Consider the following 17,178-nt stretch of genomic DNA (forward strand, 5'->3'; position numbering starts at 1 on the left):
AAACTTAGTCGTTCAGCCGGTTTTGATGATCTAATTGTGCGGTACCACTGGTGCTCGGGAGCACTATGGTATAACGGCAACCCTGTCCGGCCTCACTTTGGCATTCTATGGTGCCTTTGAGTTTTTGAGTCACAATATTAAAGACAATGTGCATCCCTAGTCCAGTCCCACCGCTGCTGCGTCGGGTGGTGTAAAATGGTTCAAAGACTTTATCCCGCGTTTCTTCGCTCATGCCGACGCCATCATCAGATACCGTCCAGATGAGCTGCTGCGATTGGGGGTTAACCGCAATGCAGAGAGTACCGGGTTGTTTTCCATCATCGAATCCATGTTTAATGGCATTGTCGACCAGATTTGTGAGGATCTGGGCAATGGCACCCGGGTAAGTAGACAAGCGGGCCTCTGCCGGAAAGTCGGTTGTTACTGTGACCTGGGTATGCTTCCATTTGGGGTGTAAACTGGTCAGCACATCGTTGAGATAATCCGGCAGGTTGATGGTACTGAGCTCTTCTATGGACTGGTCAACAGCCACTTGCTTGAAGTTTTTCACCAGCTGCGCTGCACGATTCAGGTTCGATTCCAGCAATTGCAGACTTTCTTTCAGTGTGGCAAGAAACTGCTCCAGATTGTCTTTGCTGAGTCGCGCGTCAGCCAGTTTTTGCTCGCATTCTGCCAGTGCTTTACTGGCATAAGAGCCAGCCGTAATGCCAATCCCAAGCGGCGTATTAATTTCATGGGCAACGCCGGATACCAGGCGGCCCAGTCCCGCCATTTTTTCCTGTTGTACCAGTTGTTGCTGAGTGACTTTGAGGTCTTCGTGGGCCGTTTGTAACTGGTTGAAGGTGCTCTCAAGCTGGGCCACAGCGTCTGCGTTTGCCAGGGCAATGGCGGTGTAGTTGGCGATTGTGCGCAACATTTGCACATCGTTATCGCTGAAAGCATGTGGCTTAAAGCTCTGCACGGTCAGGCAGCCAATGGTCCGGGTATCAATAATCAGAGGCAGGTATACCAGCGACTCACTCTCGGCACCGCTGACAGGCGCAGCAATGTAGTTAACAAACTGCGTCAGCTCACTGATCTGATTGACCCTGAGCTCTTTTTGGTGGGTGACGCACCAGACAGCGGGGCGCTGGGTGTCGGACAAAGCATATTCAAATTCGGGTAGCTGTTGCCCTTTTTCAATCGCCAGACGACAGGATATGCGCTGATTTTCGGTGTCCAGAATGCCGACTACAAAGACGTCTGCGCCCATCAACTCATTCACGTGTTTATAGACACGTTCCAGCACCGACGAGAGATCTAATGTGGAGGTGATGTCTTTGCCTATGGTGCCCAGCATGGTGATATTTTCAGTGCGCGACTGAACCAGGTTATCCAGCACAACTTGTTGCTGCTTAAGTTCTTTTATCCGCCACAGATACGCCCGGTATAACAAAGTGGTGATCAGCAACAGCAGCCCTAGGCGAAACCACCAGGTCTCATACCAGGCCGGTAACTGAGTAATAGCCAGAGTGAGCTGGTGCTGACTCCATTGTCCTTTGCGGTTGCTGCCCTTAATCCTGAGCTGGTAGTCGCCAGGGGGCAACTGGGAATAGCTGATATGGCGTTTGTTGGCATCCACCTGGATCCAGTCGTCATCATAGCCTATGAGCTGGTAGGCATAGAGATTGCTGTGTGGTGCCGTATAGTCCAGTGCCGCAAACTCAACGGAAAAGCTGCGGGTATTGGGTTGCAGGGTCAGTTGGTTTGTGTTGGTTACGGGGTGATTGTTGACCGCCAGTTCACTGATCACAAGGGGAGGATGATAGTCCCAGGGGGTCCACAGCTCAGGGCGTAACAAGAGGATCCCTTTCGTACCGCCAAACAGTAAAGTGCCATTACGCAGCTTAATGTAGGAGCCTGTCCACATGGTGCCGGTATCCCAGTCATCGGCGACGCTTAAGTCTGCAAAGCGGCGATTCACGGGGTCTATCCAGCCATAGCCGTTCCAGAGACGTCCCTGATCATCTTCCAGCAGGTTACCTGCAGTGCCGGTTGGTCTGCCCACTAATTGATCCAGCGATTCGAACTGGGCGTGGTGGCCGTCAAAGTGGACCAGCTTGTCGAGGCCATGGGGCGTGGCGACCAGCAGGTGTCCCTGACTATCAATTAGCAGGCTATTGATATAATTGTCAGACAAGGTCTCAGTGGTACCAGCCTGGGCACTGATCTCCGTGACACTGTGTGCGGCTAAGTCGAGCACAAACAAGCCATTACGGGTCCCTACCCACAGGTAATTGGGTGCCGCGTAGGTCATACTCAGCACTGATTTTCCGGGCAAAATGGTGTGATCAGTGAAGTGATTTAAAGTCTGGATCTGGCGCGTATTAATGTCCATAAGGGCCAGTCCTTCGCCGGTGCCGACCCACAATTGGCCGCCAGGAGTTTCCTGCAAGGTGACAACCTGGTAGCCGGGCAGGCCATCGGCTTTGCTGAAGCGCGTGAAATGTTGGGTATCAGGATCAAAATGGTATAACCCGGTGTTTGCCGAGCCGACCCAGATATTGCCATCAAAGGTTTGGCGGATCGTCCGGGCATAGCCATCGGCGAGTTTGGTTGGATCCGATGGATCGGGGCGGTGGCCGGCCACCACGCCGATCTGCGGATCTATGATGTCGATCCCCGTTTGCGCATTGCCAACCCATATCATGCCGTTACTGAGCTCGGCAAAGCTGCGCACATCGACATGGCTTAGCGAATTTGGGTAGTTGAGTCGTCGAACAAAGGTTCTGAACGCGCCATTGTGGGGATTGTGGCGATTGAGTCCATTGCCCCAGGTGCCTGCCCAGATAAGTCCGGACGCATCAACGAGCAGGGCGCCCATAGAGTCAAGGTTAATGCTGTAGGGGTTCAGGGGATCATGACGAATATGACGCTTTACCGCGCCGGTTGTGGCATCCACCACGGTGATGCCGCCACCGGACGTGCCTAACCAGATCTCCTGGTCATTGGGTTGTGCAATGCCGTTGACCCAGTGATAACTGAGACTGGAGGGATCATCCGGGCGATGCGTGATCCGCTTGACCTGATCAGAGCCGGGCACGAAAAACGCCGCGCCATGATCTGTGGTGCCAATCCAGATGGATCGATCAGTCGCCTGGAACAGTCGAAATACGTTCTGATGGTTAAAGGCTGGCAGGGTTTTGCCAGTCAATGGCTGCTTCCAGTTTACATTCTGCGTTGCCCGCAAAGCAGGTAAGGTGATGCGGCACAAACCACTTTTGCTGCCCAGCCATAAGGTATCTGTGTCTGTCAGCAAGACGGAGCGGAGCCTGGGTTGCTGCAGTGGTATATCACAGCCCTCAACATGCAGCCGCGTTACCTGACCTGTTTGTGCCTGGATATGCGCCAGCCCGCTGTCTGTGGCAACATACAGATTACCCTGATTGTCGCCTGTCAGTGAACGCACTGTGTTGTGAGGCAGACTATCTGTTGCTGAGCGGTGATGTATGAAGCGGCTGAACTGGCCACTTTTGGGATCATAGACAGACACGCCATCAGAGAAGGTGCCGACCCAGATCCGCCCGTCCTGGGCGGTCCATAATGTACGTACAAAATTGCCAGACAGACTCATCTGGTCTCGTGGATCATGCTGAAAAGGCACAAACCGGTAGCCATCGTGACGGATCAGGCCAAATTGGGTGCCGATCCAGATAAATCCATCCCGGTCCTGAGCCAGCGCGGTGACCACCCCTTTGGGGATTTGCTCGTTGTCACCTATGGTCTGAAAAATCAGTTCACCGGTGTTGAAAAACGGTGTGTTTACCCTGGTTGTTTGCGTCTGCGCTATGTTCGTCTGAGAGACTGGAGCAGTGGCCCAACTCAGATTGGAAATCAGGTAAGTACATGACAATAAAGTAATCAGAATTGCATGCCATACACGCCTTAATGTTGTCACTGCCAACCCTCCGGTATCAGTGTGTTGAGGTGATACCAATACATCCATAACCAGTATAGATGACCTACCATGACTGGAGAGTCGTTATTCTGGCTTAGCCTGCTTAATGGCTTCAAGGTAACGACTTTCCACAAAATTTTTCTCTTTACTCAGGTGTTTCAGTTTTTGCCGGGTTTGTTCAAGCTCGGTTTTCAGGGCGGCCACTTCTGCACTGCTGCCGTCCCCTTCGTGTTCTACGGAGAGTTGATCTATCAACTGATTCTGCTCCTCGATCTGACGTTTGTACTGGTTGAGCAATGTCTGAGTTTGCTGATCGCTCATGGTATTGGCGGAGGTACTGGCCTTGGTTTGCTTCAGTTGTTCCAGCTCTTCTTGTAATTGCGTATTGGCCTGGCGCAAGGTATCAGTAGACTGGAACTGATGCTCCAGTTTGGAGCTGACGTGCTGGAGCTTTTTGTCACTGTTGTCGAGCTCGCCTTTGAGGCGTTTAATGAGCTTATGAGAGCGGATCAGCTTTTTATTTAACTCATTGATGGAGCCTTGCTCTTCTTTGGTGATGTGATCAGCGGTGGATGCGCGGATCTGTGACAACTGATTTTCCAGCGTCATTTGCACTTGCAAAAGTTCAGAGATAGTCTGGCTATGCTGCTGAGAAAACTGGCTGGCACGGGCCACGGCTTCACGGCACTGTGCAAGTAGTTCATCATTGGCTGGAGCCCCCTGCTTGTGGTTCAAAAAAGTCCCGGCAAAATGACGAAACTCTCTTAAAATCAACAACAAAATATAGAACCAGGCCGCCAGGATCAAAAGCCCCACATTCAGTGCTACGTATTGGTAAACTTCGAGAGGAACCATGAGCTGAGATACGCCGCTTTTGTTTATCAATAAGATAAGTTTAGTTTTCGTTCAAAATTCTGCCTATACTGAAGAAGAATAATTGCGTTAGGGTAAAGAGTGAAAGTTCTGATCGTTGACGACAGCCATGCGACCTGTGAGATCATCCGCCGGGCCTTGCAACAGTTTGAGTACCGCAAGCTGCTTTTGCAGTGTGCCAGTCGCGTTGATGATGCGTTGGCACAGATAACCAGCTGGCAGCCCCAAATCATTTTGACCGACTGGCACATGCCGGATAAAACCGGCATAGAGTTGCTGGAGTTGGTGCGTGTCAGTCACCCTGATCTCCCCGTGGCGATGATCTCCACGGTCGATGATACGGCACAGATTGACTATGCGACCTCGTTGGGCTGTGCTTTTTTCCTGTCTAAACCTTTCAGTGATGATGCTCTGCGTAGCGCCATTATGCCTCTGGTGCTGGAGCAGGAAGCCAATGAAGTGATTGTTGAGGATGAAGCGGTGCCACTCAGAGAGGAGCTGGCTTTGCCGAAAACCGATTTACTTGAGCGGCTGATGCAAAAAAACATCAGTAACTCACTTGTGTTAAAACCCATCAAAGCTCAGCAACTGGATGAAAGCAAAGTGCCTTGTATGATGGTGGTCTATGCTGAGCGGGGCAGTCAGAAACCGCGGGTGATTGGGGTGTTAGATATTTATGCGGCGTGTGTGTTAGCCAGCAGCTTGCAAGTGATCCCACAAGAAGAAGCCCACAAAGCCATTCATTTAAATCAGGTGAATCCACAAATTATGGCTGCCTGCAAAGAGGCGTTGGCCAAAACGGCGTATGCATTCGTCGATAAACAAAGCAAAATGAGTCTGTTTGTCAGAAGTTGCTCTTTCCTAACTAAAACCCACCCCAAACTGGAGCGCTTGTATCAGTATCCACTCGACAGTCGAATTGATTTAAGTTGTGAGCGAGAGGGAATGGCACAAGGTAAGATGTTGATTGTTGGGGTGTGATGCCCTTTCAACACCCTTCACCGATACATTGACTCTGTGCGTCGATCCGATATAGTCGTAATTGACGGAAAAACACCCAGGAGGATAATGATGATAGTAACCAAACCGACCGGGCAGACTGGCCTCAACTGATACCAATTTCACTTAATAAAGCAAATTGGTTTAACTAAATTTAATCTAGCCAGCACTTCTTTTCGCCCGGTATCTACCGGGGCGCGCAGCCCCTTTCTCAAGTATTAACATCATTGTTAAGGGGTCGTCATGACCAATTTTCAGATACTCGCTAGCTTAGGCTGGACACCCTTTTTTCAACAACAGCTCACACTGGAAGAGTGGAGTAATGCCAGCCCTGTGCGTGTAGTCTCAGTACACCGAAGCTGTATTTCAGTGCAAAGCGACACTGGGTTCTTTGTCTTGTCATTAACACCTGCCATGGATACACTCGCCGTTGGCGACTGGATACTGCTGGACAATCAGCAACGATATATCCGCTTGCTGGAACGGCAAAGTTGTTTCAGACGTAAGGCGCCAGGGACACAGAGGGCGTGGCAGTTAATCTCGGCAAATGTCGATACTGCCTTTATTTTGTGTTCACTGAACGAAGATTTTAATCTTAACCGACTGGAGCGGTACCTGGCACTGGTGCACAGTGCGAGCGTACAAGCCGTCATTTTGCTGACTAAGGCCGATCAGGTTGATCATACGGATCAGGCGCTCACCTTGGTGCGTGAGCTTGACGCCAGCCTGGATGTGCTGGCGCTAAACACGCAAGCGTCCGACTGTGCTGAACGTTTGTCTCCCTGGCTTACCAAAGGTCAGACGGTGGTATTGCTGGGGTCATCGGGCGTCGGCAAGTCAACGTTGACAAATACGCTGATGAAGGCACAGCATCAGCAAACTGGCAGGATCCGTGAGGACGACGGAAAAGGGCGGCACACAACCACGCACCGGGAGTTGGTTGCCTTGCCATCGGGTGGTTTGTTGCTCGATACGCCGGGGATGCGGGAATTGCAACTGGGTGGTTGCGACGCGGGGATCAGTTCGGCGTTCGCTGATATAGAACAGCTTAGTGAGCAATGTCGGTTTAGTGACTGCCAACACGATCAGGAACCCGGGTGTGCGGTACATCGCGCAGTTGAATCTGGCGCGCTGAGTCAGAGGCGGTTGAATAATTACCTTAAGTTGAACCGAGAGAATGCCTTTAATACATCCACCATGGCGCAAAGACGTGCCAAAGAGAAGTCGTTTGGCAAACTGGTTAGGCAAATAGTGAAAGACAGGGAGCGATTTAAAGCGTCTTAGTACGTGTGTCAGGCCATGCCCAGCGCATAGCCTGACGTTTTTAATTAATACAGCCACTTAAAGACCTATCCCAAAGGAGTACTATGTCAATGGCAAATAGAAAACTAAAGCGCTGTGTTGCGGGACTTTTTGTCGCATTTGGTATGAGCGGCATGATAGCCGGATGCGCAACGTCTGATGAGCCGGCTGAAGGCGCTGCTTTGCTGCATCGTTATGTAGATAACCAAAATGGTATCGATGGGCTGGATAATGTTCGGCGACTGTTATTTGATGACACCGGCAGGGTGTTGTATGCCGTCAGTGCGGATGATGATGCATTGACTGCATATCGTGTTGCCGATGATAACGCTTTGACTATGCTGGATATGATCTCAGGTGAGCGCGCTCGCGGTATGCTTACCGGTGCATCGGATATGACGTTTTCGGGGGCCGACAGGGCTATTCAGGTTGTTAGCTTTTACAGTGGCGCGGTTGCTCAGTTTCAGCTGGATCGCAATGATACATTGATTTTGCAGTCTGCTTTATCTGACCGAATTGATATCCAGCGCGTGTTTAAACAGGGTAAGCCCATTTCAACACAAGAGGATAAGCTGGCTCTGTTGGGGCCATATGCCATTGTTGGTAATGCCGCTGGCACCAGTTATGTGGCAGCCAATATGTCTCAGGCATTGGTACGACTGACTTCCACACAGGGGCAGCTGAGCACACATCAGATAATTCGGGCTGACCAGGTTAATGCGCTGCGTGGCGCAGTGTCGGTCGCGCAAGCTGATAGCGGCCTGAAAGTTGCTGTGGCGGGCATGCAGGCAAATCAAATTGCGCTGTTTGAGGTCTCAGATACACAGCCGCTTAAGTTGCAACAAACCTTGCCCGTCGGGCAGCAAAAAGCGTTAATCGAGCCGGTATTTGTGACCTTTTTGCCAGGGACCGAACGTTTGTTTGTGGCGGATAAGCACAGTGTATTTATCTATTCCCCGGATCCGCAGGGTAATTATATATCCCCGACGGAGCTGACGGTGTCAGATACCCAAAAGCTGGCCGCTGTGTCACGTTTGGCTTTTGGCCCAGCAGGGCAATGTATGCTGGCGTTGTCGGAGTCTGCGGATCAGGTTCATATTTTTAGACGCAAAAGAGATACCCATTGGCAGTACTTGTCACAACTTGATGTAGGTGGCGCCCAGGCACCCACCTCTGCTGCGTTTATCTCTCAAGACAAGGTAGCAATCAGCTTTGCCAGGAGCGACGCGATCCATATCTACGCAAATGTATGTGGCCAGTGAGCCACATCCGCATTTAAGTGAATGAAAACAGGTCTATTGAAAACAAAGTGGTGAGATCATGGAAGAGGCACAAGTGTGAATCATTTATGCGAGTAAATGGTCTTTCGTGTATTGAATTGCGAAAATTGAAATGATTAGTCATATTTGTAATAAGTTTTAACCTTGGTTGCCATGAGATCGTCAGGTTTTAGTTGAACTTCATTTCTTTTCCCTGTTAGTCTAATGTCTTGTGACGATTTGAAAATTTAGAATACTCTCATTTATTGGAATAATACCTTGCCTAAGGTGTCCGAGAGGGCCTGAGCGTAGCACCTGTGCGCTGGATTCGGCTGTCTAATCGTCCATCAAGAACTGGAAATTTTGACCACTTTGATTGGATGCCATGTCTTCGTTAATAGATATTAAACTGACAAAACTCGGAGCATTTGTTCTGGATCTGAGCGATCAGGTTTTATATCGCGATGCCAACGAGGTTGCTATTGAACCTAAGGTCATGGCGTTGTTGCTATATCTGTATGAAAACAAAGACAGATATGTGAGCATAGAAGAATTGCACCAGCAAGTATGGTCAGATCGCGTGGTTTCGGATACGGCGGTACGCAGCGCCGTTAAAAAGCTCAGATTGATCCTGGGTGACACGGATATTGCGAATGCCCAATATGTAAAATCAGTATCAAAGCGCGGTTACAAGTTAGTTTGCGATATCGATCCTGTTGATGCGCTAGAGCCCTCGCTCACTCCTTTAAAAGAAACGAAGGTTGCAGAACCGCCTGCTGAGAAGGCTGACCGTGAGCCCGTGGATGCACCCCGAGACGTGCCTGAAGCACTTGTAAATCCTGCTGAAGGCCAACCCTCTACGTCAGAAGAATCATCGAGTTTAACTTATAAATTACTGATAGTAATGGTTATATTTCTTTCTGCGACGATCGGTTGGACTAAGTATGACACCATTATGAAGTATGTGTTAGATAGCCAGGTGGTAAACGTTAATGAGCTGGATCGGTTGACGGGTTTCAATGGTGAAAAATATGACTTGTCGGTATCGTTAGACGGCCGATATGTCGCCTTCTCTGGCCGTACGTCTATTGATGAAGACAGGCAGGTATACCTGCTTGACAGGCAAAACAGCAAAATCAGACAGCTCACTTTTCATGCTAATAATGCTTCTTATGTACAGTTTGCTCAGAATGATAAAGTTCTAATATACAGTGACTTAAGTGGTGGTAAAACGTCAATTCAGTTGTTGCCATTGACCTTGTCTGAGCCAGAGTCCGGTCGCATAACCCTCATCGAAGGCGTAGTTGCAGTCGGGGACCCTTCTCGTGGCCGTGATGATTCAGAGTTGTTATTACCTATGTTGGTAGACTTAGAAAGCGAGATGACGCTTTACGCGCTTGACCTGCAGACACGTGAGTACTTGCGTATGCTGGCTCCCAGTGATGCAAGTGAAATATTGTTTGATGTAAGTTTGTCACCGGATAAACAAAAGCTGGCATTGATAAAAAAGATCAAAGGCCAGTTCCACATGTTGTTGTTTGACTTAGCGACAAAAGAAGAAACTCTGATACACAGCAGCAAGCACACCTTGTACGGTGTCGAGTGGAAAAGCACGACCTCTTTGCTGGTTATGGTCAAAGGTGCGCTTTTCCAGATCGATAGCCTGACAGGAGAGCAGGTCAGATTGGTTGAAGACGATGATGTTTTATTGCGTCGCTTTGATACCCACAATGGTACCGATATTGTACTGCTACAAAGAGAGTTCAGCCGGGCGAAACGTCTCTATATAGAGCACCAGCTCACCTCACAATTAGAAGTTAATCAAATAATCAACACTGCCCCGCAGGTTGTTGCCATGTTATATGACGAGCAATCAGATGAACATCGGTGGACGATGCATTTGAAAGATGAGGTCACAACCATTGGCAGGATGGCAATGAGCACCCGAGAGGTGGAGCCTTACTATAGTAGTGAGGAGAATGTCGAATTGCTGGATGTATCGTATCAGGCTGGGGGGATTTTGTTTAAGGAAGGGCCCAAGCTCGCGTTTTATTCATTTGAGCAAAGCCAGGTAGCCTATATTACGTCATCCATGGAGATCAGCAGTGATGCTGCATTCAGTGCTGATGGCAATAATATCTATTATGGTGTGCATGTCGCTGGGGAGTGGGAAATACAAAGCTATAACATTGCTACTCAAGTCAGTAATCTACTCTTATCTGGATATCGCTCTATTCGCCCTGCAGGGACTGGCTACATTGTCGCTGAACCCGTTGATGCACAGCTTTTTTATTTACCTGATCTTACCAGCCCTGCAAGGGCACTACATCATCCGATTGACTATAGATACATCTGCCGCTGGTACGTCCGGGGTGATCATGTTATCTGGACAGCATATGATGCTCGCAACACCTATTTGCATAAACTGAATTGGCAGACCGGCTCCCATCACGCTTCTGAAGACCGCTTTTTTGCCCTTTATCCTGCGATTGCTGTGGACCAAAAAGGGGACAAAGTTCTCTCGTTGTCTGTGCAATTAAATGATACGTCCATTGGCGCAATTAAAATAGATCACTAAGATAAGACCTAAACGAGGGCCGAAGAGCTGGAGGGGTAACATCCTAATCATCGCCCTCACAAATAAACAAAAGCATCCTATGATACTCGTAACACCTATCTGCATAAACTGAATTGGCAGACAGGCTCCCATCACGCTTCTGAGACCGCTTTTTTGCTTTTTATCCTGCAATGGCTGTGGACCATAAAGGACACAAAGTCCGCTCATTGCCTGTGCAATTCAATGAGACTTCTATTGGCGCAATTAAAATAGACCACTGAGATAATACCTGAAAAGGGGCCGAAGCGCTGGAGGGATAACACCTTAATCATCACCGTCTTGTGGCCCTACAAATAAACAAAAGCATCCTTTGATGCTCGTAGCACCTATCTGTATAAACTGAATTGGCAGACAGGCTCCCATCACGCTTCTGAAGACCGCTTTTTTGCTTTTTATCCTGCAACGGCAGTGGACCATAAAGGAGACAAAGTCCGCTCATTGTTTGTGCAATTAAATGAGACTTCTATTGCAGCAATCAAAATAGACCACTAAGATAATACCTGAAAGAGGGCCGAAGGATTGGGGAGATAATACCCTCATAATCGCCCTCTTGTAGCTCTACAAAAAAAACAAAAGGATCATTAGTGTGAAAAAATTAATCTGTATAACCATCATTTTTCTTATCTCCAGTGTTGGGTCATTTTCTGCGCACGCAAGCAAAGACACGCCAATCAAGCCTATCTGGATTTGTGACTTTGTGGATTGCAATAAGCCGCATGATAAAGAGATAAGCTAATCTATTAAGTAATCACATTAGCTAATCAAAAAAAGATTTTAAATAAGCCTTTGATATAAAGGCTTATTTTTTTGGTTATAAAAAAGAGATGTAACAGTTGTTTAGAAAATTGAGATAAATTTTTATAGTTTGCTCCGAGTTAGCAACAACCGGACAGGGACTGATGAAAGGTTGTAACTTAGTCTGCAACCTGGTGTGGTTTACCAGCACTATCAAGGAAGGCAAGTGAAATGCAGACAATGCGCTTCTTGCAAGGAAAGGAAGAAGTAAGTGCCAAGTTCTCAAGGAGTGAAATGATAGAGTTTGGTGTTAGCTCAGGATGTACCTCAGATTGTTATGTAGTCTTTCTGAGTGCATGTGTTGCGACTTATGCAACAAGCAGGTGAAATAATAACAATAATATAGAGATCCGGACCAACACAGGGAGAGCAACAGGAATAGTGTTGGAAGCACAGAGTGACTACCTGCCACTCGCATTGTCAGTGCTCTGGATTGTTACAAGGACAGGTCGATGAGGATCAAGGAATGATTGCCGGCGATGCAGCGGTCCTACTGCCGCTGTATCGCTGGTTAGATTCATCAAAAGCATTAACAGGTGTTGCTTGCTGTAAAAGGAAAATCGTATTCCAAAATAAATAATAACAACGATAATTATGTCACCATTAAATATGGGGCTGTTAAACAACAAGTCGTCACAGCTAGTCGTCAATACCCACCAATATTGACCTTTGTTTTTCAGCCCTGTTTTTTCTCATAGCCTGGGATCTGCTCGTGCGTCACTTCATCAATTTGTTCAGGCTTGAGGAACTGGTGTGCATATTTCAAATAAACTTTCGAATCGACAAAGACATCAAACAAGTCTGGGTCAATGTGGTCGCCTAGTTTCATTTTTCCCATAATGAACAAGCATTCGCTTAGCTTTTTCGCATCTTTGTAGGGGCGATCTGCCGCAGTGAGTGCTTCAAAAATATCGGCAATGGCCATAATCCTGGCAGGGATCGACATTTGCTCACGTGTTAATCCCCTTGGGTATCCCGTGCCATCCATTTTTTCATGATGACCGCCCGCAAATTCGGGTACACGCCGTAAATGTTTTGGGAAGGGGAGTGCTTCGAGCATTTCCAGTGTGATATCCATATGGCGATTGATGATCCTGCGCTCCTCGGCGGTTAATGTGCCGCGTGCAATATTCAGATTATAGACTTCGTTTTCAGTTAATAAGGGTTGTATATCTGAGCCGATCCGCACGGACGTTTGTTCGGCGATGTGTTGAACGCGTTGCTGGTCTTCGTCGCGCATAAATTCGCCACCGATATTAGCATGTCGCAAAAATTGGCGATCTTGCTCCAGTTGGGTGAGTTTTTCCTCTAATTCAACTCTAAGATGATTGACCTGAGCTTGGTCACCATCGCGTTCAAATCGAAAAATACGTTTCGTATAGTCGAGTTCAAGGTCGCGCTTTGCCAGTTCTATTTTGGCATCGACTAATGCGATTCTGTCGTTTACTGATTCAAGTTTGGTGGCCTTATCCATAACATATTCTGGAATGGCGATTTTCCCGCAATCATGCAACCAGCCTGCTAATGATAGTTCGGCCCGATCGGCTTCCGTCATGGAGAAGTCAGCCATAGGGCCTGATGTGGCGTCATGCACCGCTTCGGCAATCATCATAGTGAGCTCAGGCACACGTCGGCAGTGACCCCCGGTATAAGGCGATTTTTCGTCAATGGCTTTTGCAATCAAGCGGGTAAAGGCCTGAAAAAGAGTCTCCATACCATCAATAAGCTGTCGGTTAGTCAGTGCCACAGCTGCCAGGGCGCCAATAGAACATATCATGTCGGTTTGTTGTTTAGAAAAAGGGACTATTTCGCCCTTACTGTGTGGGTTGATCAGTTGCAGCACCCCGTTGAGTTCTTGCTCATGATTCAGTAAAGGAATGGTGAGTACGGACTGCGTGTGATAACCCGTTTTAGCATCCATCGCTCGTGCAGCAGACAGGTCGTATTCTTCACATTCGTATACATCGTCTATCTTGATCATTTCCCGCTTTGCCGCAGCCAGCGCGACTAAGGCACTTTCGTTACATTGTCCATTGTCCAGGTAGATAGGGATCGGAGGAAAGGGGATTGGCTGATTAGAGGTACCGCCCATATGCAGGTCCAAAGGCCCGTTTATCAGTGTGGCAAACTGTAGCTGCATGTCTTCTGTGACGGAATAAATGGTGCCTCCATCGGTTGCACTGAGTTCCATCGCTGAAAGCAGGATGTTTTCCAAAAGTCGACTTGTATCATGCTCCGATGCCAGCTCAATGGCCAATTTGAGCAGGTGTTGCAGCGCGACCTGTGAGCCTGCCTGCTCAAACTTATTTGCGATGTTTCGAATATGCTGTTCCATAACTCACCTGCTATTTCGATGTATGGGTGTAGCTGCCATCCCACTGCTCACCGGGCGGATTAGCCTGCAAGACCGAGATCCGCTCACTAAGTAGCGAATAGATTTTTCGCTCTGGTGAGCGCTCTTTAAGTTTAGTAAAAGCTGCCTGAGCCTGCTGCCATTGTTGTGATAAATAAAGCGACCAGGCTTGTTCATGGGCATCCAGCTCTTCGCGTATGGCTGGGGTTAACGCCTCGTGACTGCAAATCGGTTCATAGACTGTGACAGCCTGGTTTTTGCCTTTGACCTTAACCTTGTCAATGGGGCGACATACCAGACCTGGACATAGCGCATGCGTGGTTTCATTGATGAGAATACCCACCCCATAGTATTTCGTCAGACCTTCAAGTCGCGACCCCAAATTTACGGCGTCGCCGAGTACTGTGTAAGCGCGACGATATTCAGACCCCATGTCTCCTACATTCATATCACCGGTATTGAGCCCAATGCCAATTTTAAACGGTGGCAATGATTGCTGGCGCATGGGTTCTTGCAGTGCGTCTACCTGGTCTTGCATCGCCATGGCACAGCGTACTGCCAGCTCGGGGTGTTTCTGAACTGGCAGGGGAGCGTTCCAAAATGCCATCACCATGTCGCCCACATATTTGTCTATGGTGCCCTGGTGTTCGAAGATTATCCGTGTAATGGGTGAGAAATATTGATTGAGATAAGACTTAAGCCGACCCGCATCCAGGGACTCCGAAATTGTGGTAAATGAGCGAATATCGGCAAATAACACCGTGATGTCGCGCTTTTCTCCCTCCATAGACACGCTATCCGGGTTGTCTAACATCGCCTGAATATGGGCTGGCGGAACATATTGATCGAAAATCGATTTTATCTGGAGACGCTCTTTGTGCTCTCTGACAAACCCCAGGCTACCCAGGATCATGGCCTGGCTAATTAACATGGCCAGTACCGCAACTTGCGGTAAGTCCAGCCTGAGCTTGACCCATAAATAAGCACTCAGTGTGATAAACAATCCGCTCACACAGAGGGTAAAGATTGCAATGCCCAATACCTCGAGGCGTGGCAAAATAAATACGCACAGGAGGCCCAGTAACAGCAATAGCATGATCACCGCTCCATCCATCCAGTTGGGTCTGCTCGGCAATAACTCTGGAAAAACCAAGCCCTCCAGGACGTTAGCGTGGACTTCAACACCGGGATATTGGACACCTACAGGCGTCGTTCTCAGATCGGCATGACCAACCGCGGATGTACCAACAAAGATGATGGCCTGATCAAACAGCTCCGGGTCTATTTGGCCGTTCAGGACATCGGCTGCGGAGACATACGGAAAACTGAAGGCGGGGCCCCGGTAAGGGACATTGACCCGGCCATAATCATCCGTTGGAATAAGCGCTGTACCCAGCCGTATTCCCTCAACGCTGTGCCCGGTACCAAAGGGTTTCGTGACTACTTCGACTTGCTCTGCCATGGTATAGAGCCGTGCTGCTTCCAGTGCTAATGCAGGATAAAGTTGTCCCTGATGCTTGGCCAGCAGCATCGAGTTACGAATAAAGCCATCGCTGTCAGGCGCGCTGTTAATAAAGCCACTGCCCGGGCTATTTTGTTGCAACTCCGAGACATTGGCAACGTGTCCGGCAAAAGCCGGAACGGGCAACGCGGTAGCAGGTACGGTGCTGAAAAAAATGGTCTCTGGTAATGTACCCACGAGAATGTCAGGCTGATGTTCGAACAGCAGGCCAAGTACAGTGTCGGTTTCCTGTAAGCGGCTGGCAAATGCTTTGTCGGCATCTATGGTTGGGGCCAGAGCGTGTAACGTGTGGGAGACATCGGCTGAGGTTTGCGTATCAAGATGACTGAGCACTTGCCGGGCCGGGTTCAGTTCCGGTTCTGAAAATAAGATGTCGTAGGCAATGACGGCTACGCCCGCATCAGCCAGCTGAGATTGTAAACGTGCCATCACATGGCGGCTCCACGGGAAGCGACCAACTTGTTTGAGACTGGGTTCATCGATATCGACAATCACAATGGGTAAAAAGGAACGCGACTGCAAAGACAAAGTCGATTTCAAACGCAGGTCGTAGCCCAGACCTTCAAGGCGTTTTAAGGCATCGCCATAGGGCGAGGCGGGGGATAATGTGAGCAATTGCAAGGCGATAAACAGGACGATAAGAAACAGGCCACATAGCCATTGCTGATAGTATTTACGCCATAATCGCGGAAGGCTCATGGCAGTGTTAGTCCCTCGCGAGCCAGAATGGTTTTAAAAGGCCGGTTCTGGCGCTGAATGTCAGCGGCTATCTGATCCAGTGCTGCATCGCTGCGGTCCGGATCATGGCTGATCAGAACAAGGTGCTTTACGGCCCCTTGTTCAGCCAGGAGCAGCGCATCTTTGATCAGTGAGTGCCCCCAGCCGTGTTTGAGCGGGTAATCATCTGGTACAAACTGGCCGTCATGGATCAGGTAGTCTGCGTCCTTAACAAAATCAACCCACTGTTGAAATGACGTAACGGGGAGACCTGGCGGGTTTAGTTCATTGTCTGTGGCGTACACCACGTCGATACCGTCAGCCGCAATACGATAGGCACTGCCACCACCTGGATGGTTCATTGCACAGCGGCGAATGTCGAAGTCCTCATATTGCCACTGATCCTGTACTTGTGGAGTCACCTGAATATCAGCAGCTAAGGTGTTGTGTGGTACAGGAAAATAGCTTCCCTGCATTTGCTTTAAAATGGCATCAGGGGCATGCTCTTCTGTGACTCCCGGTACAATGGTGATCTGGCGTTTGGCAATGTACGCGGGAATGAAAAACGGAAAGCCCTGAATATGATCCCAGTGGTTGTGGCTCAGTAAGATGTAAAAGGGCTGACGGGTATGCATCACCTCCTGACCCAGGATCCTGAGTCCGGTCCCCGCGTCCAGGATCATACGCTTACCAGCATCGCTTTCAAGGGTTACACACACAGTGTTACCGCCATAGTGCACGGTTGTAGGCCCCGGTGTGGGGGTGGATCCCCGCACACCATAAAACTTTATTTTCATACCTAAC

At 49.0% G+C, this 17,178-nt stretch carries 9 protein-coding genes; 4 read left to right on the plus strand and 5 right to left on the minus strand.

Going from position 1 to position 17,178, the window contains the following annotated elements; translation table 11 throughout:
* Positions 1 to 4: 4 nt before the first annotated feature.
* Both PRUB_RS17580 and PRUB_RS17585 read right to left on the minus strand, forming a co-directional pair.
* Positions 5 to 3,937, minus strand: a complete 3,933-nt coding sequence (locus PRUB_RS17580; RefSeq protein WP_162144641.1) for a two-component regulator propeller domain-containing protein — start codon at positions 3,935 to 3,937, stop codon at positions 5 to 7.
* A gap of 84 nt (positions 3,938 to 4,021) precedes the next feature.
* On the minus strand, positions 4,022 to 4,822 hold the full coding sequence (locus tag PRUB_RS17585) for a chromosome partitioning protein ParA (protein WP_162144640.1): 801 nt from the start codon (positions 4,820 to 4,822) through the stop codon (positions 4,022 to 4,024).
* Positions 4,823 to 4,891: 69 nt separating this feature from the next.
* Between PRUB_RS17585 and PRUB_RS17590 the strand changes: the two genes are divergently transcribed.
* From PRUB_RS17590 to PRUB_RS17605, 4 genes are all read left to right on the plus strand, one after another.
* Entirely contained in the window at positions 4,892 to 5,791 is a 900-nt protein-coding gene (locus PRUB_RS17590) for a response regulator (protein ID WP_010384945.1), read from the plus strand.
* A 261-nt stretch (positions 5,792 to 6,052) separates the two neighbouring features.
* The gene (gene rsgA, locus PRUB_RS17595) at positions 6,053 to 7,093 is read left to right on the plus strand and encodes a ribosome small subunit-dependent GTPase A (protein ID WP_010384946.1); all 1,041 of its coding nucleotides are present in this window, start codon (positions 6,053 to 6,055) and stop codon (positions 7,091 to 7,093) included.
* 89 nt (positions 7,094 to 7,182) lie between these two features.
* On the plus strand, positions 7,183 to 8,373 hold the full coding sequence (locus tag PRUB_RS17600) for a hypothetical protein (RefSeq protein WP_010384947.1): 1,191 nt from the start codon (positions 7,183 to 7,185) through the stop codon (positions 8,371 to 8,373).
* Positions 8,374 to 8,755: 382 nt separating this feature from the next.
* Positions 8,756 to 10,948 (plus strand): winged helix-turn-helix domain-containing protein, encoded by a 2,193-nt coding sequence (locus tag PRUB_RS17605; protein WP_010384949.1) that lies wholly within the window; start codon positions 8,756 to 8,758, stop codon positions 10,946 to 10,948.
* A gap of 1,510 nt (positions 10,949 to 12,458) precedes the next feature.
* On the opposite strand, the gene PRUB_RS17610 is transcribed toward PRUB_RS17605, so the two are convergent.
* The 3 genes from PRUB_RS17610 to PRUB_RS17620 are packed head-to-tail and all read right to left on the minus strand — an operon-like array spanning position 12,459 to position 17,171.
* Positions 12,459 to 14,117: an HD domain-containing phosphohydrolase gene (locus PRUB_RS17610; protein WP_010384951.1), complete on the minus strand. Its 1,659-nt coding sequence runs from the start codon at positions 14,115 to 14,117 to the stop codon at positions 12,459 to 12,461.
* A gap of 10 nt (positions 14,118 to 14,127) precedes the next feature.
* Positions 14,128 to 16,356: a CHASE2 domain-containing protein gene (locus PRUB_RS17615; RefSeq protein ID WP_010384952.1), complete on the minus strand. Its 2,229-nt coding sequence runs from the start codon at positions 16,354 to 16,356 to the stop codon at positions 14,128 to 14,130.
* Positions 16,353 to 17,171 carry an MBL fold metallo-hydrolase gene (locus PRUB_RS17620; protein WP_010384953.1) on the minus strand — a complete coding sequence of 273 codons (819 nt, stop codon included), beginning with the start codon at positions 17,169 to 17,171 and terminating at the stop codon, positions 16,353 to 16,355. The genes PRUB_RS17615 and PRUB_RS17620 overlap by 4 nt, the downstream gene beginning before the upstream one ends.
* Positions 17,172 to 17,178 lie beyond the last annotated feature (7 nt).

The organism is Pseudoalteromonas rubra, from assembly GCF_000238295.3.
Classification (GTDB): Bacteria; Pseudomonadota; Gammaproteobacteria; order Enterobacterales; family Alteromonadaceae; genus Pseudoalteromonas; species Pseudoalteromonas rubra.